20 protein-coding genes are annotated in these 20,291 nt (G+C 72.3%); 14 read left to right on the plus strand and 6 right to left on the minus strand.

Annotation, left to right across the window (positions count from 1 at the left end; translation table 11 throughout):
- Positions 1 to 38 precede the first annotated feature (38 nt).
- From ACZ4WV_RS06135 to ACZ4WV_RS06150, 4 genes are all read left to right on the plus strand, one after another.
- A complete protein-coding gene (locus tag ACZ4WV_RS06135; RefSeq protein ID WP_465743301.1) occupies positions 39 to 1,244 on the plus strand; it encodes a hypothetical protein in 1,206 nt (401 codons plus the stop codon).
- 7 nt (positions 1,245 to 1,251) lie between these two features.
- A complete protein-coding gene (locus ACZ4WV_RS06140; protein ID WP_465743303.1) occupies positions 1,252 to 2,838 on the plus strand; it encodes an SCO6880 family protein in 1,587 nt (528 codons plus the stop codon).
- A 110-nt stretch (positions 2,839 to 2,948) separates the two neighbouring features.
- Positions 2,949 to 4,298 carry an ATP-binding protein gene (locus ACZ4WV_RS06145; protein ID WP_465743305.1) on the plus strand — a complete coding sequence of 450 codons (1,350 nt, stop codon included), beginning with the start codon at positions 2,949 to 2,951 and terminating at the stop codon, positions 4,296 to 4,298.
- 207 nt (positions 4,299 to 4,505) lie between these two features.
- The gene (locus ACZ4WV_RS06150) at positions 4,506 to 6,299 is read left to right on the plus strand and encodes a bifunctional metallophosphatase/5'-nucleotidase (protein WP_465743307.1); all 1,794 of its coding nucleotides are present in this window, start codon (positions 4,506 to 4,508) and stop codon (positions 6,297 to 6,299) included.
- A gap of 127 nt (positions 6,300 to 6,426) precedes the next feature.
- Here ACZ4WV_RS06150 and ACZ4WV_RS06155 read toward each other — a convergent pair whose 3' ends face one another.
- The 5 genes from ACZ4WV_RS06155 to ACZ4WV_RS06175 all read right to left on the minus strand — a co-directional run bounded on the left by ACZ4WV_RS06155 (position 6,427) and on the right by ACZ4WV_RS06175 (position 11,969).
- The gene (locus ACZ4WV_RS06155) at positions 6,427 to 7,917 is read right to left on the minus strand and encodes a HAMP domain-containing sensor histidine kinase (RefSeq protein ID WP_465743309.1); all 1,491 of its coding nucleotides are present in this window, start codon (positions 7,915 to 7,917) and stop codon (positions 6,427 to 6,429) included.
- A complete protein-coding gene (locus ACZ4WV_RS06160) occupies positions 7,914 to 8,684 on the minus strand; it encodes a response regulator transcription factor (RefSeq protein WP_465743311.1) in 771 nt (256 codons plus the stop codon). The genes ACZ4WV_RS06155 and ACZ4WV_RS06160 overlap by 4 nt, the downstream gene beginning before the upstream one ends.
- An 88-nt stretch (positions 8,685 to 8,772) precedes the next feature.
- The gene (locus ACZ4WV_RS06165) at positions 8,773 to 9,951 is read right to left on the minus strand and encodes a S1C family serine protease (RefSeq protein ID WP_465743313.1); all 1,179 of its coding nucleotides are present in this window, start codon (positions 9,949 to 9,951) and stop codon (positions 8,773 to 8,775) included.
- 115 nt (positions 9,952 to 10,066) lie between these two features.
- Positions 10,067 to 11,125: a LacI family DNA-binding transcriptional regulator gene (locus tag ACZ4WV_RS06170; protein WP_465743315.1), complete on the minus strand. Its 1,059-nt coding sequence runs from the start codon at positions 11,123 to 11,125 to the stop codon at positions 10,067 to 10,069.
- 112 nt (positions 11,126 to 11,237) lie between these two features.
- Positions 11,238 to 11,969, minus strand: a complete 732-nt coding sequence (locus tag ACZ4WV_RS06175) for a winged helix-turn-helix transcriptional regulator (protein ID WP_465743317.1) — start codon at positions 11,967 to 11,969, stop codon at positions 11,238 to 11,240.
- Between the two features lie 736 nt (positions 11,970 to 12,705).
- Between ACZ4WV_RS06175 and ACZ4WV_RS06180 the strand changes: the two genes are divergently transcribed.
- The 7 genes from ACZ4WV_RS06180 to ACZ4WV_RS06210 all read left to right on the plus strand — a co-directional run bounded on the left by ACZ4WV_RS06180 (position 12,706) and on the right by ACZ4WV_RS06210 (position 17,374).
- Positions 12,706 to 12,999: a MoaD/ThiS family protein gene (locus ACZ4WV_RS06180; protein WP_465743319.1), complete on the plus strand. Its 294-nt coding sequence runs from the start codon at positions 12,706 to 12,708 to the stop codon at positions 12,997 to 12,999.
- 5 nt (positions 13,000 to 13,004) lie between these two features.
- The gene (locus tag ACZ4WV_RS06185; RefSeq protein ID WP_465743321.1) at positions 13,005 to 14,378 is read left to right on the plus strand and encodes a hypothetical protein; all 1,374 of its coding nucleotides are present in this window, start codon (positions 13,005 to 13,007) and stop codon (positions 14,376 to 14,378) included.
- A 163-nt stretch (positions 14,379 to 14,541) separates the two neighbouring features.
- On the plus strand, positions 14,542 to 15,261 hold the full coding sequence (locus tag ACZ4WV_RS06190; RefSeq protein ID WP_465743323.1) for an LmeA family phospholipid-binding protein: 720 nt from the start codon (positions 14,542 to 14,544) through the stop codon (positions 15,259 to 15,261).
- 239 nt (positions 15,262 to 15,500) lie between these two features.
- Positions 15,501 to 15,581: an Ms5788A family Cys-rich leader peptide gene (locus ACZ4WV_RS06195; protein ID WP_350517234.1), complete on the plus strand. Its 81-nt coding sequence runs from the start codon at positions 15,501 to 15,503 to the stop codon at positions 15,579 to 15,581.
- A 230-nt stretch (positions 15,582 to 15,811) separates the two neighbouring features.
- Positions 15,812 to 16,648, plus strand: a complete 837-nt coding sequence (locus ACZ4WV_RS06200) for a sulfurtransferase (RefSeq protein ID WP_465743325.1) — start codon at positions 15,812 to 15,814, stop codon at positions 16,646 to 16,648.
- 38 nt (positions 16,649 to 16,686) lie between these two features.
- Complete coding sequence (locus tag ACZ4WV_RS06205; protein ID WP_030059605.1) at positions 16,687 to 16,977, plus strand: DUF1416 domain-containing protein; 291 nt, start codon at positions 16,687 to 16,689, stop codon at positions 16,975 to 16,977.
- Positions 16,978 to 17,083: 106 nt separating this feature from the next.
- Positions 17,084 to 17,374 carry a DUF3099 domain-containing protein gene (locus tag ACZ4WV_RS06210; protein WP_465743327.1) on the plus strand — a complete coding sequence of 97 codons (291 nt, stop codon included), beginning with the start codon at positions 17,084 to 17,086 and terminating at the stop codon, positions 17,372 to 17,374.
- Between the two features lie 56 nt (positions 17,375 to 17,430).
- On the opposite strand, the gene ACZ4WV_RS06215 is transcribed toward ACZ4WV_RS06210, so the two are convergent.
- Positions 17,431 to 17,793, minus strand: a complete 363-nt coding sequence (locus ACZ4WV_RS06215; protein WP_465743329.1) for a DsrE family protein — start codon at positions 17,791 to 17,793, stop codon at positions 17,431 to 17,433.
- Between the two features lie 350 nt (positions 17,794 to 18,143).
- On the opposite strand from ACZ4WV_RS06215, the gene ACZ4WV_RS06220 reads away from it, so the two are divergent.
- The 3 genes from ACZ4WV_RS06220 to ygfZ all read left to right on the plus strand — a co-directional run bounded on the left by ACZ4WV_RS06220 (position 18,144) and on the right by ygfZ (position 20,275).
- Entirely contained in the window at positions 18,144 to 18,728 is a 585-nt protein-coding gene (locus tag ACZ4WV_RS06220; RefSeq protein WP_465743331.1) for a heme-binding beta-barrel domain-containing protein, read from the plus strand.
- Between the two features lie 82 nt (positions 18,729 to 18,810).
- Positions 18,811 to 19,293: a Fur family transcriptional regulator gene (locus ACZ4WV_RS06225; protein WP_465743333.1), complete on the plus strand. Its 483-nt coding sequence runs from the start codon at positions 18,811 to 18,813 to the stop codon at positions 19,291 to 19,293.
- Positions 19,294 to 19,312: 19 nt separating this feature from the next.
- Positions 19,313 to 20,275, plus strand: a complete 963-nt coding sequence (ygfZ, locus tag ACZ4WV_RS06230) for a CAF17-like 4Fe-4S cluster assembly/insertion protein YgfZ (protein WP_465743681.1) — start codon at positions 19,313 to 19,315, stop codon at positions 20,273 to 20,275.
- The last annotated feature ends 16 nt before the right edge of the window (positions 20,276 to 20,291 follow it).

The raw sequence follows: 20,291 nt of genomic DNA on the forward strand, positions 1-20,291 counted from the left end.
CGGTGGCGGGTGCGTTGGCCACGCTCCAGGTTGGGGCGATGCTCGCGGCGCAACGGGTGTTCGCGGATCCCGCGCCGACTCCGACGCCCACCGGGACCGCGAACGCCAACTGTCCTGACCTGCCGATCTCCGGGAACGGCATCCTCTGCGTCGACAAGCCCGGCGGTGGCGGGTCGCTGCCCGGGAGCGGCACCGTCAACAGCGTGACCGACCCCCTCGGGTCGCTCGCCAAGGGCTGCGCCCAGGCGGCGGCGTGGGTGGTGCGGAAGCTGTCGGGGGCGATCGACGGGACGACGCAGGTGGACTTCACCAACGCGTCGTTCCTCCAGCAGTACGCCGTGGTGTTCGCGGTGTCGACGGTGATCACGCTGGTGCTGTGGCTGCTGGCGGTGACCAAGCGGGCGGTGCGTGGGGCGCCGCTGACGACGGCGATCTCGGAGGCGATCGGCTTCCTGTGGCTGACCGTGGTGGCCTCGGCGTTCACGCCGCTGATCCTGTTCACCGTGGTGAGCGTGACGGACGGGCTGACCAAGGCGATCTCGGTGGGGACGAAGTCGGACACCGGGACGTACCTGGGCGCGTTCGCCGACACCCTGGAGAAGGGGGACGTCGGCGGCGGTCCGCTGATCCTGGTGATCGTGTCGCTGGTCGCCGTGCTGGCGGCGGCGGTGCTCTGGATCGAACTGGTGATCCGGGCCGCGATGCTGTACGTGGGCGCGCTGCTGGGGACGGCGGTGTACGCGGGGCTGGTGGACCGGCAGCTGTGGAAGCACGTGCGCCGGTGGGCCGGGATGATGCTGGCGGTGGACCTGGCGAAGCCGATCATCGTGATCATCCTCGGGCTGGCGGGCGCGGTGGCGACGGGGGCGGGGGCCAACGACGACTTCGCCCGGGTGCTGTCCGGGCTGGCGATCCTGTTCCTGTCGATCTTCGCGAGCGCCGCGGTGTACCGCTTCGTCCCGACCTTCGGCGACGAGATGCTGAACATGCGGCGGGCCCGGGCCAGCGCGGTGCAGGCCGGCTCGGCGATGATCAACGGCACCGCGAACCTGATGAAGCAGGGCATCACCACCCACGGCGACCGCGGTCAGCCGGCGGGTGCGGGCGGCGGGGGTGCGGGCGGCGGCTCGGTCGCGCCCGGCATCGCCGCGCACGCCGGCCGGACGCCGGCCCCGCCGCCGCAGGCCGGGCCGCCGCAGGCCCAGGCTCCGATCCGCAACAGCAATCCAGCGAAGGGAGGGTGACGGGTAAGTGAGCAGCGAACCGCTCGGCCAGTACGGCGCCCAGTACGCCCAGCCGTACGTGCACCAGCGCCGCACCTACCTGATCGGCAAGGCCCGCCCGAACGCGCCGATCGGCCGGAACCGGGAGTCCGGGGAGATCCTGCTGATCATCTTCGGGGCGTTCCTCGGCATGCTCTGGGGCCTGCTGATGCCCGTCCTGGCGTTGCGGATCGGAGGCCTGGTCGGCCTGCCGATGCTGGCCATCGCGGCGGTGTACGTGCCGTACCGCAAGCGGACGTTCTACAAGTGGGCGGAGATCAACCGCACCTACCGCCGGACGGTCCGCAGCGGGCGCGCGGTGTGGCGGTCGGACGCCATGGACGCGGGGACCCGGTTGGACGGCCGTGAGGTGGAGATCGGGCCGCCGCCCGGGGTGGGGCGGCTGCGCTGGCTGACCGCGCCGTTCGGGCCGGACGAGGTCGGGGTGCTGATGCACCTGGAGCGGCGGACGGTGACGGCCGCGATCGAGATCGAGGGCCCGGGCGTGGGCCTGCGCGACTCGGAGGACCAGGAGGCGCTGGTCGACCGGTTCGGCACGCTGCTGAAGCACGTCGCGAACGGGGACGGCTTCGTCACCCGGCTGCAGATCCTGGCCAGGACGCTGCCGGCCGACCCGGACGCGCACGCCAAGGACGTCGAGCGGCGCGGTGACCACGATGCCCCGCGCTGGCTTCAGGAGTCGTACGACCAGCTGCAGTCGATGGTGTCGACCTCCTCGGAGCAGCACCGGGCGTACCTGGTGGCGTGCATGCACTACACCCGCGACCTGGCCGCCGAGGCGCACGCGATGGGGCGCAGCGCCTACGAGAAGCGCGGCGGCGGCCGGTCCCGGGACGACGACGGGTTGGCGGCCGTGATGGCGCGTGAGCTGACCGACATCTGCGCCCGGCTGGCCGAGGCGGACATCCGGGTGCGCCAGCCGCTGGGCCAGGCCCGGCTGTCCTCGCTGCTGCACTCGATGTACGACCCGGACCACCCGATCGACCACATCCAGGCGATGTCCCGGCGCAACGCCTGGCCGGCCGAGCTGGACGCGACCCACCCGCAGTACCTGCGGGCCAAGACCCGCGAGTCGGCGACCCGGGAGCCGTGGTGCCACGCGACCGCGTGGATCAAGGAGTGGCCGCTCACCCCGGTGGGCGTCAACTTCCTGGCGCCGCTGCTGGTGCACACCCCGGACGTGATCCGCACGGTGGCGGTGACGATGGACCTGGAGCCCACCGACGTCGCGATCGAGCGGATGCTGACCGAGAAGACCAACGACGAGGCGGAGGCCAGCCGCGCGGCCAAGATGAACCGCACGGTGGACCCGCGCGACCTGGCCCACACCGGCCGGGTGGACCAGCGCGGCGACGACCTGGCGTCCGGCGCGGCCGGGGTGAACCTGGTCGGCTACATCACGGTCTCCTCGCGCAACCCCGAGGCGCTGGCCCGCGACAAGCGGACCATCCGGGCCTCGGCCGGCAAGAGCTACCTCAAGCTGGAGTGGTGCGACCGCGAGCACCACCGGGCCTTCGTCAACACCCTGCCGTTCGCCACCGGCATCCGCCGCTGAGCGACGGCGGCCGTCCGTGCGTACCGTTGCCATCCGTACCGTGTTCGTCCACACCGTGCTCGTCCACCCCGTTCTCGTCCACCCCTACCGCTGACACCAGGAGGCCGCTCATGGGGCTCGGCAACCTCACCGACGCGTTCACCAGCCTGATGTTCGGCAAGGTGGAGACCACCCGGCTGCCGGTGCGCACCTCCACCGGCCAGGCGCAGGCCGTCTACCTGCCCACCGCCGCACCGGGGTTGGGCGACTCGGGCGTGATCATCGGGCGGGAGGTGTACAGCGGCAAGGGGTACGTGTACGACCCCTTCCAGCTGTACGGGCAGCAGCTCCCGGCTCCGCACTGGCTGGTGCTGGGGGAGTCCGGCAACGGCAAGTCGGCGCTGGAGAAGACGTACGTCCTGCGCCAGTTGAGGTTCCGGGACCGTCAGATCGTGGTGCTCGACGCGCAGGGCGAGGACGGCGTCGGCGAGTGGAACCTGATCGCGAACGCGCTGGGCATAAAGTCGATCCGGCTGGATCCGATGGCGGCCCGGGACGGCGGCGTGAAGCTCAACCCGCTGGATCCGGCGATCACCCAGACCGGCCAGCTGTCGCTGCTGCGCACCATCATCGAGGTGGCGATGGGGCGCGGTCTGGAGGAGCGGGCCGGCTTCGCGCTGAAGGCCGCGCACGCCCATGTGGTGGCTTCGGTGACGGACCGCCAGCCGGTGCTGGACGACATCATCGACACCCTGCGCAGCCCCGAGCTGTCCTCGGTGGAGTCGCTGGGCGTGGCGGTGGACGAGGTGCAGTCCTGGGGCCTGGACGTGGCGCTGGTGCTGGACCGGCTGGTCGACGGTGACCTGCGCGGCATGTTCGACGGGCCGACCACGGACGGCATCGACCTGGACGCCCCGCTGATCGTCTTCGACCTCTCGCACATCGACCGCAACTCGATCGCGATGCCGATCCTGATGGCGATCGTCGGGGTGTGGCTGGAGCACACCTGGATCCGGCCGGACCGGAAGAAGCGCATCTTCCTGGTCGAGGAGGCCTGGCACATCATCAACAGCCCGTTCGTGGCGCAGCTGTTCCAGCGGTTGCTGAAGTTCGGGCGCCGGCTCGGCCTGTCCTTCGTCGCGGTGGTGCACCACCTGTCGGACGTGGTGGACGGCGCGGCGGCCAAGGAGGCCTCGGCGATCCTGAAGATGGCCTCCACCCGGACGATCTACATGCAGAAGGCCGAGGAGGCGCGGGCCACCGGTCGGGTGCTGGGCCTGCCGCGCTGGGCGGTGGAGATCATCCCGACGCTGTCGCCCGGCATCGCGGTCTGGGACGTCAACGGCAACGTCCAGGTGGTCAAGCACATCATCACCGAGGCCGAGCGGCCGCTGGTGTACACCGACCGCGCGATGACCGAGGACGCCGTGGCCGAACGGGTCCGGGCCGAGCGGCAGTTGGCGGCCGAGCCGGGGGTCTGACCGGCGGTCAACAGCGTGTGCGGCAGCGGTCCCGCGCCGTCCGCGCACCGCAGGGGCGGCGACGGTTCGTCAGCAGGTCATCAGCTTGTTACGTTCGACGTCCTGACAGCTACGCGCGTTGACCCTAGGCTGCACACGCACGACTCATGCCCGAACACCGGTGCTGTCCACCGCCGGTACTCCCTCCGAGGCGCAGGGGACCCCTTCATGCTCACCGTCAGATCCCGACGGACGGCGCTCGCCGTCGTCGCCGCCGCAGGTCTGCTCGGCACGGTGGCCGTGCCGACGGCCGCCCAGGCCGCCGACGCCAAGCGTCACAAGACCGTCAACCTCCAGCTGCTGGCGATCAACGACTTCCACGGCAACCTGGAGCCTCCGGCCGGGTCCTCCGGCACCGTCAAGGAGATCGACCCGGCCACGGGCAAGGAGGTCGCCACCCCGGCCGGCGGCATCGAGTACCTGGCCACCGAACTGCGCAAGGCCCGGATCCCGGCCGACGACTCGATCACCGTCGCGGCCGGCGACATCGTCGGCGCCAGCCCGCTCACCTCGGCGCTCTTCCACGACGAGCCGACCATCGAGGCGATGGACAAGCTCGGCCTGGACGTCACCTCCGTGGGCAACCACGAGTTCGACGAGGGCGCGCAGGAGCTGCTGCGGATGCAGGAGGGCGGTTGCCACCCCACCGACGGCTGCTACGAGCCCGGCCGCACCTTCAAGGGCGCCGCCTTCAACTACCTGTCGGCGAACGTCACCGACGAGAGGACCGGCAGAACGCTGCTCCCTCCGTACTGGGTGACCAAGTCGCAGGGCGTGAAGATCGGCTTCATCGGCGTCACCCTGGAGGGCACGCCGAACATCGTGACCGCCGAGGGCGTCAAGGGCCTGAAGTTCGCCGACGAGGTCTCCACGATCAACAAGTACGCCGCGGAGCTGAAGTCCAAGGGCGTCAACTCGATCGTCGCGTTGGTCCACGAGGGCGGCTACCCGGCCAGCAGCGTCTACAACTACGACTGCGGCCCGGCCGGCCAGGGCATCTCCGGCCCGATCGTCGACATCGCGAGGAAGATCGACCCGGCGGTCGGTGCCATCGTCACCGGCCACACCCACAACGCGTACGCCTGCAGCATCCCCGACCCGAACGGCGTGCCGCGCTCGGTGACCAGTGCCGCCTCCTTCGGTCGGCTCTTCACCGAGATCGACATGAAGCTGGACAGGACCACCGGGCAGATCGTGCGTCCCTCGGTCAAGGCCGAGAACCACGTGGTGCGCCGCACGGTCGAGAAGGCGCCCGACATGACGGCGCTGGTCGACCACTACCGGAAGCTGGCCGCCCCGATCGCCAACCGGCCGATCGGTTACATCGGTTCGGACATCAACGGCCGTGGCAGCAGCGACCTGGAGAAGCCGCTCGGTGACGTGATCGCCGACGCGCAGCTGGCAGGGCTCTCCCCGGCCGACAAGGGCGGGGCGCAGGTGGCCTTCATGAACCCCGGCGGCATCCGCTCCGACCTGGTCTACCAGGCCTCGGGCGGCGAGGGCGACGGCGTGGTGACCTACGGCGAGGCGTTCACCGTCCAGCCGTTCACCAACATGATGCAGGTCAAGACGCTGACCGGCGCCCAGCTGGTCCAGCTGCTGCAGCAGCAGGTGAGCGGCGCCAACGACGCGGCGCCGAAGGTCCTCCAGGTGTCCTCGAACCTGCACTACACCCTGGACATGCGCAAGACCGGCGCGGACCGGGTCGTGGTGGACTCGATCCGGCTGAACGGCGCGCCGGTCGGCCCGGCCGGCACGTACCGCGTCGCGGCCAACGAGTTCCTGGCCGGCGGCGGCGACGGCTTCCCGGCCTTCGCGGCCGGTACCGACAAGCTCGTCGGCGCGTCCGACCTGGACGTCTTCACGGCCTACCTGGCGGCGCACAGCTCGGCGGCCGCGCCGCTGAAGCCGCCGGCGCAGGACCGGATCAAGGTCCTCGGCCCGGGCAGCGACATCGACTGACCGCGCGCCGGACATGAGGACGGGCGGGGCGCTGTCGGGGCGCCCCGCCCGTCCTGCTCTTCCCGCCGCTGCTCCAGGGCCGCTTTCGGGGTCGGGAGGGGCTGTGCGCGGGGCCGTGCGCGGGGCCTTACTCGGGGGCCGGGCCGCCGGGCAGCCGGACGGTGGCCAGCGCACCCGGTCCGCCGTCCTCGGCCGGGCCGAGGGTGACCTCGCCGCCCGCCTCCCGGACGCTCTGCGCGACGATCGACAGGCCCAGGCCGGAGCCGGGCAGCTGGCGCGAGGAGGGAGAGCGCCAGAACCGGTCGAAGACGTACTGCAGTTCGTCCGGCGGAATGCCGGGGCCGTGGTCGCGCACGGTCAACACGCCCTGCCGCAGCCGGACTTCGATGGTGCCGCCGGGCGGGCTGTACTTGACCGCGTTGTCCAGCAGGTTGATCACGGCCCGCTCCAGCCCCGCCGCGTCGCCGTGCACGTACCAGGGCTCCGCGCTCGTGTCGAAGACCAGCCCCGGCCCGCGCAGCTTGGCCCGCTCCACGGCCCGCCCGGCGATCTCGTGCAGGGCGACGACGGCGAGGTTCGGTCCCGTCTTCGGGGAGTCGGGGCGGGAGAGCTGGAGCAGGTCGCCGATCAGGACGGTGAGTTCCTGCATCTGCGCCTTCATGTTGCCGAGCAGCTTGGTCTTGGTCGCCGGGGGCAGCGGGCGGCCGGTGTCGTTGCTGCGGATCAGCAGGTCGACGTTGGTACGCAGCGAGGTGAGCGGGGTCCGCAGCTCGTGGCCCGCGTCGGCGATCAGCCGGGTCTGGCGTTCGCGGGAGTTGGCGAGGGCGGTGCTCATCGAGTTGAAGGAGGTCGACAGCCGGGCGATCTCGTCGTGCCCCTGGACAGGGATGGTGGTGCCGACCTCCTCCGTCCGGGCGATGTGCTCGACGGCGTCGGTGAGTCGGTCGACGGGCTTGAGGGCGGAGCGGGCGACCAGACGGCCGGCGACGGCGGCGAGGAGGATGCCGCCGACGGAGACGGAGCCGAGGAGGACGGCGAGGCCCTGGAGGGAGTCCTCGACGCCCTGGGTGGAGGTGGCCACCATCAGCAGAGCGGGCTGTGATCCGGAGTGGGTGAGGGAGATGCGGACGACTGCCGGTGTTCCGTCGGTGAACTGGCCGTCCCGGATGATCGATTGGCCGGGGCCGAGGCTGAAGCCCGCAGCGTCGCCGGGCCTGACCACGATGGCCTTGGTCGCGTACGGGGGGAGGCAGACCCCCGCCGGGTTGGCCACGACGTACTGGGTGTCCCGGGGCACCGCGCCGAAATTCTCCGGGGCGATACCGGTTCGCTGGTGCTCCAAAGCCTTCTCGGCGGTGTCGTAACACAGGAGACGGCCGCTCCCTGGCAGCGGCGGCGGTGCACTCGCGAGGTCGTTCCGGACCTGGCCGTAGAGCTGCTTCTCCACGATGAACCAGCACGCCAGCGCGGACAGCGCGATCGCCACCGCCACCGCCGCCGCGCTCAGGAAGGTGAGGCGGCTGCGGAGGGACCGGGAGCGGAGCCAGTGGAGCAGGCGCCGCCGGCGGCTGGGGGCGCGTGGCGGTGCCAGTGGTGGCGGGGGCGGAAGAGCGTTCACGCGCCGGCGCCGGCGGCCGGGCGCAGCGCGTAGCCGACGCCCCGTACGGTCTGGATGAGGCGCGGCATGCCGCCCTGCTCGGTCTTGCGGCGCAGGTACATCACGTACACGTCCAGGGAGTTGGAGGAGGGCTCGAAGTCGAAGCCCCAGACCGCCTTCAGGATCTGTTCGCGGGTGAGGACCTGGCGGGGGTGGGAGAGGAACATCTCCAGCAGCATGAACTCGGTGCGGGTGAGTTCGACCGGCTTGCCGGCGCGGGTGACCTCGCGGGTGGCGGTGTTCATCCGCAGGTCGGCGAAGGCGAGTACCTCGCTCTCGTCCTCGGCGGCGGCGCGGGCGGCGGCCTCGGCGGCGAGGGCGTTGCGGCGCAGCAGGGCGCGGACGCGGGCGAGGAGTTCGTCGAGCTCGAAGGGCTTGGCGAGGTAGTCGTCGGCGCCGACGTCGAGGCCGGTGACGCGGTCGCCGACGGCGTCGCGGGCGGTGAGCATCAGCACCGGGACGGTGTCGCCGCGGGAGCGCATCCGGCGGACGGCGGTGAGGCCGTCCATCCGGGGCATCATGATGTCCAGCAGGACGAGGTCGGGCTTGTCGCGTTCGACGGACTCCAGTGCCTCGTAACCGTCGGTGGCGGTGGCGACCTCGTACCCCTCGAAGGCGAGGCTGCTCTCCAGGGCGTCCCGGAGGGCGGGTTCGTCGTCGACCACGAGGAGCCGGGCGGAGGGGTGGCCGGCCTCGGCGGGGGTGCGGTCGTCGGCGGACGGGGTCATGGGCTGGTGCCCTTTCTCGTCGGATGGGGTGCCTGCTGGGAGCAATTGTCCGCCTCGCGGACGCCTGCCGGCTCTTACGGATTGTGACTCACGGGTTCTGGCCGGCTTCGAGCTTCGGCAGGACCTGCTTGATGTCGTTGATCGGGATGGCGAAGCCGAGGCCGACGCTGCCGGCCGTGCTGCTGCCGCCGCCGGCGGTGGAGTTGGCGCCGTTGGGGGCGTACATGGCCGAGTTGATGGCGATGATCTGGCCGTTGGCGTTGATCAGCGGGCCGCCGGAGTTGCCGGGGTTGAGGGCGGCGTCGGTCTGGAACGCCTTGTAGGTGGTGGTGTCGCCGGTGCTCTGCTGCTGGGGGGTGCTGCCGCGTAGGCCGGGCAGGTCGGGGAAGCCGAAGCCGCCGTTGTTGCTGGTGCTGCCTTCGTCGAGTTGGACGGTGACGTCGCGGTTTTCGGCGCTGATGATGCCGGAGGTGACGGTGCCGGTGAGGCCGTCGGGGTTGCCGATGGCCACGACGGGGTCGCCGACGGCCACGGTGGAGGAGTCGCCGAGGACGGCGGGGGTGAGGTTCTTGGCGCCGGTCGCGGTGATCACGGCGACGTCGAGGTTCTTGTCGGTGCCGGTGACGGTGGCGGGGGCGGTGGAGCCGTCCTTGAAGGTCACGGTGATCCGCCCGCCGTTCGCGGTCGCGGTGTCGATCACGTGGTAGTTGGTGAGGATCCGGCCGGAGGTGTCGAGGACGACGCCGGTGCCGGTGGCGGTGCCGTTGCCGGTCTTGACGGTGATCTGGACGACGCTGGGTGAGACGGCCGCGGCGATGGCCGGCACGTCGGCGCCGCCGTCGGAGCGGGCGGAGACCGGGCTGGCGATGGTGCCGACGTGGTTGCCGGAGGACTGCCGGTCGGCGGCGACGACCCCGCCGGTGAGCCCGCCGATGACGGCGGCGGTCGCGGCGACGGCGGTGACCAGGGCGAGCCGTCCGCGCAGCAGGCCGCGCCGGGCCCGGTTGCCGTGGCCGGGGCGGTCCGGGCCCGCGGGGTGCCCGAGGAGGGTCGGCGGCTCGGGCGGGACGGGCGGGGGAGGGGGCGGTCCGTCGAAGGCGCCGCCGGAGTGGTCCTCGCGGTAGGCGTACCCGCTGTACGGGTCGGTGCCGCCGGGGCCCGCGGCGCCGCTGCCGAGGACGGTGCCTTCGATGACGCGGGGCCGGTACGGGGCGTCGGACCGGTACGGGTCGTGGGGCTCGTCGGGGTGCTGCTGCTGTTCGCTCATGCCGACCAAGCTCCGCCCGGTGCATGAGGACCGGATGAGAAGCGGCTCAGAAGGGCCCGAGAAGCCCGTCGGCTTCTCATAAAGCCTGGTCACGCCGCCTTCGGAGCGGAATCGGCTATTCCGCCGGGGTTCGGCCGGGAGCAGCCCCGTCGCAGCCGCAGGAACGGCGGACGACCAGGCGGGACGGGAACTTGCGGACCCGCTCGGTGTCCGAGCCGGGGACCATCAGCGAGTCGTCCAGCACCAGGTCGACGGCGGCCCGGGCCATCGCGTCGCGGTCGGAGGCGACGGTGGTCAGCGGCGGGTCGGCGAGCGCGGCCTCGGGCACGTCGTCGAAGCCGGCCACCGCGAGGTCCTCGGGCACGCGCAGGCCGACCTCGCGGGCGGCCCGCAGCACACCGATGGCCTGGTCGTCGGTGGAGCAGAAGATCGCCCTCGGCCGGTCCGGGGAGCGGAGCACGTCGAGCGCGACGTCGTAGGCGCCGTAGCGGTGGAAGGGCGCGTCGATCAGGTGCGGCTCGGTGGGGACGCCGTGCGCGTCCATGGCGCGCTGCCAGCCCTCGACGTGGTCGATGACCGGGTCGCCGGGGGCCGGGGAGTCGACCGGGCCGCCGAAGCAGGCCACGTACGAGTGGCCGTGCTCCTCCAGCAGGTGGCGGACGACGGCCTCGGCGCCGCCCACGTCGTCGGTGACCACGGCGACGTCGTCGATCGCCTCGGGGCGGCGGTGCAGCAGCACCACCTTCGCCCCCTCCATCGCGGCGAACTCCTCGGCGGCGCGCTGCGAGGGCCCCTGGCTGACCAGGATCAGGCCGGAGACCCGCATGCCGAGGAAGGCGCGGACGTAGTGGACCTCGCGGTCGTCCACGTAGTCGGAGTTGCCGATCAGCACGAGCTTGCCGCGCTCGGAGGCGGCCCGTTCCACGGCGTGCGCCATCTCGGCGAAGAAGGGCTGGCGGGCGTCGGGGACGACCATGCCGATCAGGTTGGTCCGGCGGGAGGCCATCGCCTGGGCGACGCTGTTCGGCCGGTAGCCGAGCTGCTCGATCGCCGCGAGGACCTTCTCCTTGGTCGCGGGCGCGACCGGACGCGGCCCGTTGTTGATCACGTAGCTGACGACCGCGGTCGAGGTCCCAGCCAGTCGGGCTACATCGTCGCGCGTCACCTTGGCCACGGGGGGAGTCTACGCGTGTGGCCCCGGGGGCGGCAGTGGGACCTGAGCCGCCCGCGGGGCGCACCGGCGCAATCGGGACGAGCCGGGCGGCGCGGGCCGCCCGGCTTCCCGGTCACGCCTCCAGCGGGGTGGAGGGGCGCTGGGCGAGGTCCGGACGCTCGCCCTTCTCGGACTTGTCCGGGACGACGAAGCGGTAGCCGACGTTGCGCACGGTGCCGATCAGCTGCTCGTGCTCGACGCCGAGCTTGGCGCGCAGCCGCCGCACGTGGACGTCCACCGTCCGGGTGCCGCCGAAGTAGTCGTAGCCCCAGACCTCCTGCAGCAGCTGCGCCCGGGTGAAGACCCGGCCGGGGTGCTGGGCCAGGTACTTGAGCAGCTCGAACTCCTTGAAGGTGAGGTCGAGCGCCCGGCCCTTGAGCTTGGCGGAGTAGGTGGCCTCGTCGACCGAGAGGTCGCCGTTGCGGATCTCCATCGGGCTGTCGTCGACGGCGACCTGGAGCCGGCCGAGCGAGAGCCGCAGCCGGGCTTCGACCTCGGCCGGGCCGGCGGTGTCCAGCAGGACGTCGTCGATGCCCCATTCGGCGGTGACGGCGGCCAGGCCGCCCTCGGTGACCACCAGGATCAGCGGACAGCCGATGCCGGTGGAGCGCAGCAGCTGGCACAGGCTGCGGATCTGGGGCAGGTCACGCCGCCCGTCGACCAGGATGACGTCCGCACTGGGGGTGTCCACCAGGGCGGCCCCTTCGGCGGGGGCCACCCGGACGTTGTGCAGCAGCAGGCCGAGGGCCGGCAGCACTTCCGCCGAGGGCTGCAGCGCGTTGGTCAGGAGGAGGAGGGAGCTCATACCCGGTGGTCCCCTTTCCGGGTCGTCGTGGTCGCGGTGGGGCTGCCGCCACAGCCGGATGGCGCACGATCGGGGAGGTGCCGCCCGCGGCGCGTCCCGGCAGGGGCGGCGGTGGGCGACGTGAGGGTGAGGAGGAGGGCGCGGACGACCGGCGGCCGGGGCGTGCGGGGGGAGCTCAGGGCGGAACGGCGCTCGCGCCGGGGGTCCCGCAACCCCTGGCGCGCCGTCCGCGCTCCGCTCGTCCTGCTCATCCGCGAACCCTCCGGTCTGGTCCGGTACCGGGTGGCGGCCCGGCGCCGGGTGACGACCCCCGCCGGCCGGGCACGTCCTCGTGCCCTGTCGAGCAGGGGGTTCCTGCGGCGCGTCGGGGGTGGGCCGACGAATCGCAAGAACGTCCGTACTGGCGTCCTGAAAGCACAAAAGGACCCGGGGGCGACTCTGCCCGGATCCCTCTTGGTGGTTGAGGATAGCCGACCCGCTCCCGCCCCGGGAGTGCGCGAATCCGGCGGTTCGCCCAATCCGGGCGTGCGCCGGGTGAGACTGGACACAACATCGGGCGCCGTCGCACACCCGCCCGGCCAGGGCGATTGCCGGTCACGACGGCGGACACGCCATCATGGACGCACATCGGCGGTGCCGCGCGGGTCCATTCGTTCGGGTGGTCGGGCGGCCGCCCCGGTGGCGAGCCGGACCGGGCCACCGGGACCGGGCGAGGACGAACGGAAGGGGTGGCCCGATGGGCGCGACCACCGAGCCCGCGAGCGGTGCCCGGGTGCGCGGGACGATCCGCTACTGGGCGGCGGCGAAGTCCGAGGCCGGGCTGGCCGAGGAGCCGTACCAGGCGGCGACCCTGGCGGAGGCGCTGGCGGCGGCCAAGGAGCGGCACGCGGACCGGCCGAAGTTCGTCCAGCTGCTCGGGCACTGCTCGTACCTGGTCGACGGCAGCCAGGCGGGCGGCCGCGACCACGCGACCGTCGCCCTGACCGAGGGCGGGACGGTCGAGGTCCTCCCGCCGTTCGCGGGAGGGTGAGCGGCGTGACGGACATGAACGACCCGAACCGGGGCGGCGGCTACGGCAACTGGCCGCAGCAGCCCCAGCCGCAGCAGCCCCACCCGCATCAGCAGCAGTACGCGCGGCATGCCCGGCAGTACCCGTACGGCTGTCCGGTGGACGACGAAGCGGCGACCACGCTGCTGCCGCCGGTGCCCCCGATGGACGATGCCGCGACCGCGCTGCTCCCGCCCGTCCCCGCGCTGGATGACGCGGCGGCCACCACACTGCTGCCGCCCGTGACGGTCTCCGGCGCGATGCCGGTCGCCCCGCCGCCGCACCTGGGGCGGCCCCCGGCGCAGCCGCGGTTCCAGCCCCAGCCGTACGCGGAGCCCCAGCCGCACGCGCAGCCGCAGGAGCAGCCCCGGTCGCACGCGCGGCCTCAGCCTCAGCCGTGGCAGGAGCCGCCGTCCCGGGCGCGGCACCGTGCGCCGTCGCCGCAGCCCGCGCCGCAGCAGGCCGCGCCCGGCGCGCCCTCGGCCCCCGTCGGGCCCGCCGTCGACTCGCCGACCATGACGCTCAAGCGCCCGACCGCCCCGTCGCCCGGCCAGGCGCCGGGCGCCCCCGGCGTGCCCGGCGCCCAGCCGTACGGGGCCGTCCCGGCGCAGCCGCTGCCGGTAGCGCCGCGGCCCGGCGGCCCGGGCGACCGGACGGGTTCGCCGATCATCGACCCGGGCCTGCAGCCTGCCCTCATCACCGCCGGTGCGGCCGCGCTGCTGGCCGGTGGCGCCGCGTTGGGTCAGGTGGCGCTGGCCCTGGTGGTCGCGCTGCTGCAGCTGCTGACGGCGGCCGGCTGGTTCCGGTTGAACGGCATGTGGCCGGCCCGCCAGGGCATCCTGCTCGCCGCGCTGGCCGGGTTCACCGCGGACGCGGCCGTGCTGCTGGCGGACGCGGACGGCGGGGTGGCGGCCGTGGTGGGCACCCTGGGCGGGTTCTTCCTGCTGGTGCTGGTGCTGCAGACGTTCCGTCCGTCGGATCCGAAGGAGCGGTTCTACGCGCTGACCGTGCTCGGTTCGGCCACCGTGGTGACGGCGCTGTGCACGATGCTGCTGCTGGCCGACTGGGTGCCGGCCGGGGTGGGGGCGGTCGCGCTGGCCGTGCTGCTGGCGGCGGCGCCGCTGCCGGGCCCCAAGCAGCTGGGCCCGGTGCTGGGTCTGGTCGCGGCGGTCCTGCTGGGCTTGCTGGTGGGCGCACCGCCGGCCTTGGGGGCGCTCGCCGGGCTGGGTGCGCTGGTCGGCCGCCGGGTCGCGGCGTACGACTTCCCGTCCCGCTTCGTCCACATGACGGCGGGCGTGGCGCTGCCGCTGGCGGTGTCCGCGCCGCTGATCTGGATCGCCACCGACCTGCTGGCCGGCTGAGCCCGGTACGTCACACCTGCCCGCCCCGGAACCACCTTCCGGGGCGGGACGTCGTACGGTCGTGCGGGAGCGGCCGCGTGCAGCGGTCGCCAGGGAACGGCGACGGACCACAGCGACGGACCGCAGCGGATGACGACGGCGAGCGGCGACGACGGGGGACACGATGCGCGGATGGCTGAAGGCGACGATCGGCCTGGTGGTGCTCTCCGGGCTGCTGGTGGGTGCGGACCGGATCGCCGTCGGGGTGGCCGAGGACGAGGCCGCCGACCGGCTGGTCAAGAGCGGGCAGATGAGTCAACGGCCGGACGTGACGATCGAGGGCTTCCCGTTCCTCACCCAGGTGGTCTCGAAGAAGCTGGACGACGTCCGGATCTCCTCGGACGACCTGACCGTCCAGAACAACGGCCACCGGGTGGCGCTGCACTCCTTCAAGGCCAAGCTCTCCGGCGTCTCGGTGAGCGACAGCCTGAACACCGCGACCGTGGCCGACGGCACCGGCAGCGGCGTGATCTCGTACCAGGACCTCGCCCAGCTGCTGCCGCCGGCCTCCGAGCTGCTGGGCGCCCCGGTGCCGGGCGGCGGCAGTTCCCGGCTGAGCCTGTCGTACGGCGGTCCGGGCAAGGTCAAGGCCTCGCTGGGGCCGGTCTCGGTGGGTGAGGCGACCGTGCACAACGAGGGCAACACCATCACTGTGGACGGTCTGAAGCTGAGCTCGCTGGCCGAGATGGTCGCCGGGCTCACCAACCGGAAGATCCAGCCGGCCAGTTTCACCCTGGACTCGATGCCGGCCGGGCTGGCGCTGGCCGCGAAGGACGGCGCGACGCCGCTGCCGGAGGGTCTCCAGCTGTCCTTCGAGGGCAAGGGCGTCAAGCTGCTGGGCTGACCGCGGGCCCACCCCGCGCCTCCGCCCCGCTTCACCCCGCTTCCGTTCCGCCCCGCGGGACGCGCTGTCCAGCGCCGACCGCGGAGCGGTGCCGTTTCCGCCCGTTGCGCCCCGCCGCCGGGGGTGCTTCCCACTAACGCCCGGCCGCGAGGACGGCAAATCCCACCATCCGACTGTTTCCATCTCGATATTCGATACGCTGATGACAGCGGGCCTCGGATGTCCCTAGCATCGTCGGCATGAAGCGACAGACGGATCTCACGAAGCGGCGGGCGGTCGACCTGTGCCGCGTGGCCGCCTGTCTGTGTCGAATGCGCTGAATCGGCAGTCTCGCAGGGCAGTTGACGCCCGCCGCCGATTCCCATGGTGACCCGTTCCGGCTGTTGCGGCCGATGGTCGCCGCCGTACTCCGCAGTCCCCCGCCCGGCCCTCCGGTTCCCTGCTCCGTCCCGTCATTCGGACAGGAATTCGGACCGCATCCGTCCGGGCGCCCTGCAGCACCTCCTCAGCAGCACCTTCCGCCAACCGCCCTCGGATGGAGAACACCACCATGAGCCGCAGCGACGTCCTGGTCGACGCCGACTGGGTCCAGGCCCACCTGGACGACCCGAAGGTCGTCATCGTCGAGGTCGACGAGGACACCTCCGCGTACGACAAGAACCACATCCGCAACGCCGTCCGGATCGACTGGAAGCAGGACCTCCAGGACCCGGTCCGCCGCGACTTCATCGACCAGGCCGGCTTCGAGGCGCTGCTGAGCGCCAAGGGGATCGCCAACGACGACACCGTGGTGCTCTACGGCGGCAACAACAACTGGTTCGCCTCCTACGCCTACTGGTACTTCAAGCTGTACGGCCACGGCGACGTCCGCCTGCTGGACGGCGGCCGCAAGAAGTGGGAGCTGGACTCCCGCGACCTGGTCGCCGAGGTCCCGGTCCGCCCGGCCACCGAGTACAAGGCGCAGGCCGCCGACTCCTCGATCCGCGCCTTCCGCGACGACGTGATCGCGGCCATCGGCAACCTCAACCTGGTCGACGTCCGCTCGCCCGACGAGTTCTCCGGCAAGCTGCTCGCCCCGGCCCACCTTCCGCAGGAGCAGTCGCAGCGCCCCGGCCACGTGCCGAGCGCCCGCAACATCCCGTGGGCCAAGAACGCCAACGACGACGGCACCTTCAAGAGCGACGACGAGCTCAAGGCCCTGTACGAGGCCGAGGGCATCGACCTGGCGAAGGACACCATCGCCTACTGCCGCATCGGCGAGCGCTCCGCGCTGACCTGGTTCGTGCTGCACGAGCTGCTCGGCCAGCAGAACGTCAAGAACTACGACGGTTCGTGGACCGAGTACGGCAGCCTGGTCGGCGTGCCGATCGAGCTCGGCAGCAACTGAGCCCCGGCTCGAGCCGTAAGTCAGAAGGGAAGACAGACATGTGCGGTGCGAAGGCCGGCGGCCCGGACCTGGCAGGAGTTGACGTGGCGAACGAGACGATCATCCAGGGTTCGGTGACCCGCGACGGTGAGCCGGTCAACGGCTACGTCCGGCTGCTGGACGAGGGCGGTGAGTTCACGGCCGAGGTGCCCACCTCGGCGACCGGTCAGTTCCGGTTCTTCGCCCGCCCGGGCAAGTGGACCCTGCGCGCCCTGGTCCCGGGCCAGACCGTGGACCGTCAGGTGGTGGCCTCCCAGGGCACCGCCGTCGAGGTCGCGATCGCGGTCTGACCGGACCCCGACCGGACCCGGACCGGACCGCGACCGAAGCGAGACCGGCCCGGACGACCCCCCGAGGGCCCTGCCACGGCAGGGCCCTCGGCCGTACCGTGGAGACGTGCAGACAAGGCGTCGGCGGCGCTTCTACTACGCCATGATGGGCGTGTGCCTGGGCCTGTTCGTCATGGCCTGGGGCGTGGTGCGGTTCTTCTCGGTGGGCGCCGCCGTCGGCATGTGCGTGGTGGCGATGGTCATCCCGCCGGCCGCCGCGGTCTTCGCCAACAAACGCGACCCGGACGACGACTGGTGGAACGACCCGCGCTGGGACGACCCGAAGTGGGACGACCCCGGTCACGACCGGGACCGCCCCGACGACGAGCCGCACGACTCCCCCGGTGGAAGGCGTTAGCGCCGGTCGAGGGCGGACGGCCCGCGACCCGACGGCACAACCCACCGGGACGCGGCTCAGTACACCAGCGCCTGGACGTCGTTCGACATGATCTCGCTGACGAAGACCTGCGCGCCCGCGATCCGGACGCCTTCGACGGTGTCCTTCTGCCCGATCCCGCGCCGCGCCGCGCACTGGGTGCACAGCGTCACCGACCCGGCCGCCAGGATCGACTCCAGCAGGTCCGGCAGCGGCGCCGCGTGCGGCAGCTCGAACTCCGCCGCCTTCCCCGGCAGGGCGAACCAGGAGGACTCCCCGGTCAGCCAGAGCGAGACCTCGATCCCGCTGGCGACGGCCACGGCCGCCACCGTGAACGCCTGCGAGCACCGCTCCGGCGCATCCGCCCCTGCGGTGACCTTGATGACGAGCTTCTTCGACATGGCGCCACCTTAGAGGGCCCGCCGCCGCGGCCCGCCGTCATCCCGGAATCCCGTGGGGAAACCTTGGGCGGCGCCGGAGGGCGGGGGCGCGGACGGCGACGTGGTGGGGCTCACCGCGACCGGCCGGAGCCCGGCGGATAGAGTGAGCGCCAGCAAAATCCACCACACTGTCGCCGCCTGGGAGCCCCCCGTGTCCGGTCTGGAAATGTTCTTCGACGGTCTGCTGGCCCTCATGGCCGTGCTGATCACCTGGTTCGCCATCTTCTCGGTGATGAAGCTGTACCAGGGCCAGCGCTGAGCCTGCCGTACGGTTGAGGCAGACCGCACCGACCACGACAGTGACCAGGAACATGATCGAGATCCCCTCTGACCTCCACAAGGACGTCGTCCCGCTCGCCTTCCTCCTCGGCACCTGGGAGGGCGCGGGCGTCTATGACTTTCCCGGCACGGAGAAGTGCAACTTCGGCCAGGAGATCGTCATCCGCCACGACGGCCGGCCCTTCCTGGAGTTCCGCTCCCGCACGTGGGTGCTGAACGACGAGGGCGAGAAGGTCCGTCCGCTGGAGAACGAGCACGCCTTCTGGCGCGTGACCAGCAACCACGACGGCACCAGCGGGGTCCGGGGGATCGAGATCTCCTCCCTCCGCGACGACGGCACGGTCGAGATCTGGTACGGCGAGCTGGCGGACGGCAAGCCGCAGGTCGACGTGGCCACCGACGCCGTGGCCCGGATCGAGGGCTCCCCGGACTACTCCGGCGGCAAGCGGCTGTACGGCTTCGTCAACGGCGAGCTGCTCTGGGTCGGCGAGAAGGCCGCCCCGAACGTGCCACTGCGCCCGTACATGTCCGCGCAGCTGAAGAAGGTGCTCAGCCCGGCCCAGCTGATCAAGGACATCAACGACCTGCCGGACGACGGCATCGCCTTCTTCAAGTAAGGCCCGCGCACGAGGTAGGGACCGGCCCGCGGCCGGTCCCTACACTTGCATCAGGACCCCCGACCTTGGCAGGGACAGCACCGTGGCGGACACCGGCACCACCGACTGGCAGCTCTCCGGCGACTGGCACCTCTCCGACGACTGGAAGGCCGACCTGCGCGAGCGCGGCTACCGGCTCACCCCGCAGCGGCAGCTCGTCCTGGAGGCCGTCGACGTCCTCGACCACGCCACCCCCGACGACATCCTCTGCCACGTCCGCAAGACCGCCAGCGGTGTCAACATCTCCACGGTCTACCGGACCCTGGAGCTGCTGGAGGAGCTGGGCCTGGTCTCGCACGCCCACCTGGGCCACGGCGCCCCGACCTACCACCTGGCCGGCCGCCACCACCACCTGCACCTGGTCTGCCGGGACTGCGAGAAGGTCACGGAGACCGGCACCGAGATAGCCCAGCCGCTGATCGACCGGCTGCGCGAGCAGCACGGCTTCGACACCGACCTCAAGCACTTCGCCATCTTCGGCCGCTGCGCCGACTGCGCCGCCGGGCGCCCGGGCGACCGGTCGTAAGCTGGCCGGTATGACCGGTGTGAAGAGCCCGCTGCTTGCCCTGCCCGGAGCCGTCCCCGCCGAGGGGGCCGACGAGGGCGTCGCCGCCCACTACGGCGACATCTTCCGCGAACAACGCGACCTCGCTCGGGGCACCGGCTTCGTGGACCTCTCGCACCGCGGCGTGGTCACCGTCACCGGCGACGACCGCCTCTCCTGGCTGCACCTGCTGCTCACCCAGCACGTCAGCGAGCTGCCGCCGCAGCACGCCACCGAGGCCCTGGTGCTCTCCCCGAACGGGCACGTCGAGCACGCCCTCTACCTGGTCGACGACGGCACCACCACCTGGGCGCACGTCGAGCCGGGCACCCAGGGCGCGCTGGTCGCGTACCTGGAGAGCATGAAGTTCTTCTACCGGGTGGAGGTCGCCGACGCGACCGCCGACTACGCCGTGGTCCACCTGCCGGCCGGCTCCACCGCCTCCGTCGAGGGCGCCGCCGCGGTGCGCGAACTCCCGTACGGACGCGATCTGTTCGTGCCGCGTGCCGACCTGGCCGAGCTCGCCGAAGGGTACGGCCCGGCGGCCGGGGTGTGGGCGTACGAGGCGCTGCGGATCGAGGACCACCGGCCCCGGCTGGGCTTCGAGACCGACCACCGCACCATCCCGCACGAGGTCGACTGGCTGCGCACCGCCGTCCACCTGCAGAAGGGCTGCTACCGGGGCCAGGAGACGGTCGCCCGGGTGCACAACCTGGGCCGCCCGCCGCGCCGGCTGGTCTTCCTGCACCTGGACGGCACCGAGGAGACCCTGCCCCCGCACGGCACCGAGGTGCGGCTGGCCACCGACCCGGACGGGCGGGCGCTGGGCTCCGTGACCTCCTCGGCCCGGCACCACGAGCTGGGGCCGATCGCGCTGGCGATCGTCAAGCGGAACGTCCCGGTGGACGCGGTGCTGCTGGCCGGGACGGTTCCGGGCACCCAGGACGTGATCGTCCCGCAGTGAACGGCGGGCCGCGGGC

It is taken from the genome of Kitasatospora sp. NPDC029312 (genome assembly GCF_055569215.1).

Bases quoted from the DNA above. Each gene is read 5' to 3' on its own strand.
- ACZ4WV_RS06200 (WP_465743325.1), top strand. From the start codon at position 15,812: ATGAGCCGCAGCGACGTCCTGGTCGACGCCGACTGGGTCCAGGCCCAC.
- ACZ4WV_RS06190 (WP_465743323.1), top strand. From the start codon at position 14,542: ATGCGCGGATGGCTGAAGGCGACGATCGGCCTGGTGGTGCTCTCCGGG.
- ACZ4WV_RS06195 (WP_350517234.1), top strand. From the start codon at position 15,501: ATGAAGCGACAGACGGATCTCACGAAGCGGCGGGCGGTCGACCTGTGC.
- ACZ4WV_RS06160 (WP_465743311.1), bottom strand. From the start codon at position 8,684: ATGACCCCGTCCGCCGACGACCGCACCCCCGCCGAGGCCGGCCACCCC.
- ACZ4WV_RS06180 (WP_465743319.1), top strand. From the start codon at position 12,706: ATGGGCGCGACCACCGAGCCCGCGAGCGGTGCCCGGGTGCGCGGGACG.
- ACZ4WV_RS06150 (WP_465743307.1), top strand. From the start codon at position 4,506: ATGCTCACCGTCAGATCCCGACGGACGGCGCTCGCCGTCGTCGCCGCC.
- ACZ4WV_RS06205 (WP_030059605.1), top strand. From the start codon at position 16,687: ATGTGCGGTGCGAAGGCCGGCGGCCCGGACCTGGCAGGAGTTGACGTG.
- ACZ4WV_RS06135 (WP_465743301.1), top strand. From the start codon at position 39: ATGCTCGCGGCGCAACGGGTGTTCGCGGATCCCGCGCCGACTCCGACG.
- ACZ4WV_RS06145 (WP_465743305.1), top strand. From the start codon at position 2,949: ATGGGGCTCGGCAACCTCACCGACGCGTTCACCAGCCTGATGTTCGGC.
- ACZ4WV_RS06215 (WP_465743329.1), bottom strand. From the start codon at position 17,793: ATGTCGAAGAAGCTCGTCATCAAGGTCACCGCAGGGGCGGATGCGCCG.
- ACZ4WV_RS06165 (WP_465743313.1), bottom strand. From the start codon at position 9,951: ATGAGCGAACAGCAGCAGCACCCCGACGAGCCCCACGACCCGTACCGG.
- ACZ4WV_RS06220 (WP_465743331.1), top strand. From the start codon at position 18,144: ATGATCGAGATCCCCTCTGACCTCCACAAGGACGTCGTCCCGCTCGCC.
- ACZ4WV_RS06175 (WP_465743317.1), bottom strand. From the start codon at position 11,969: ATGAGCTCCCTCCTCCTCCTGACCAACGCGCTGCAGCCCTCGGCGGAA.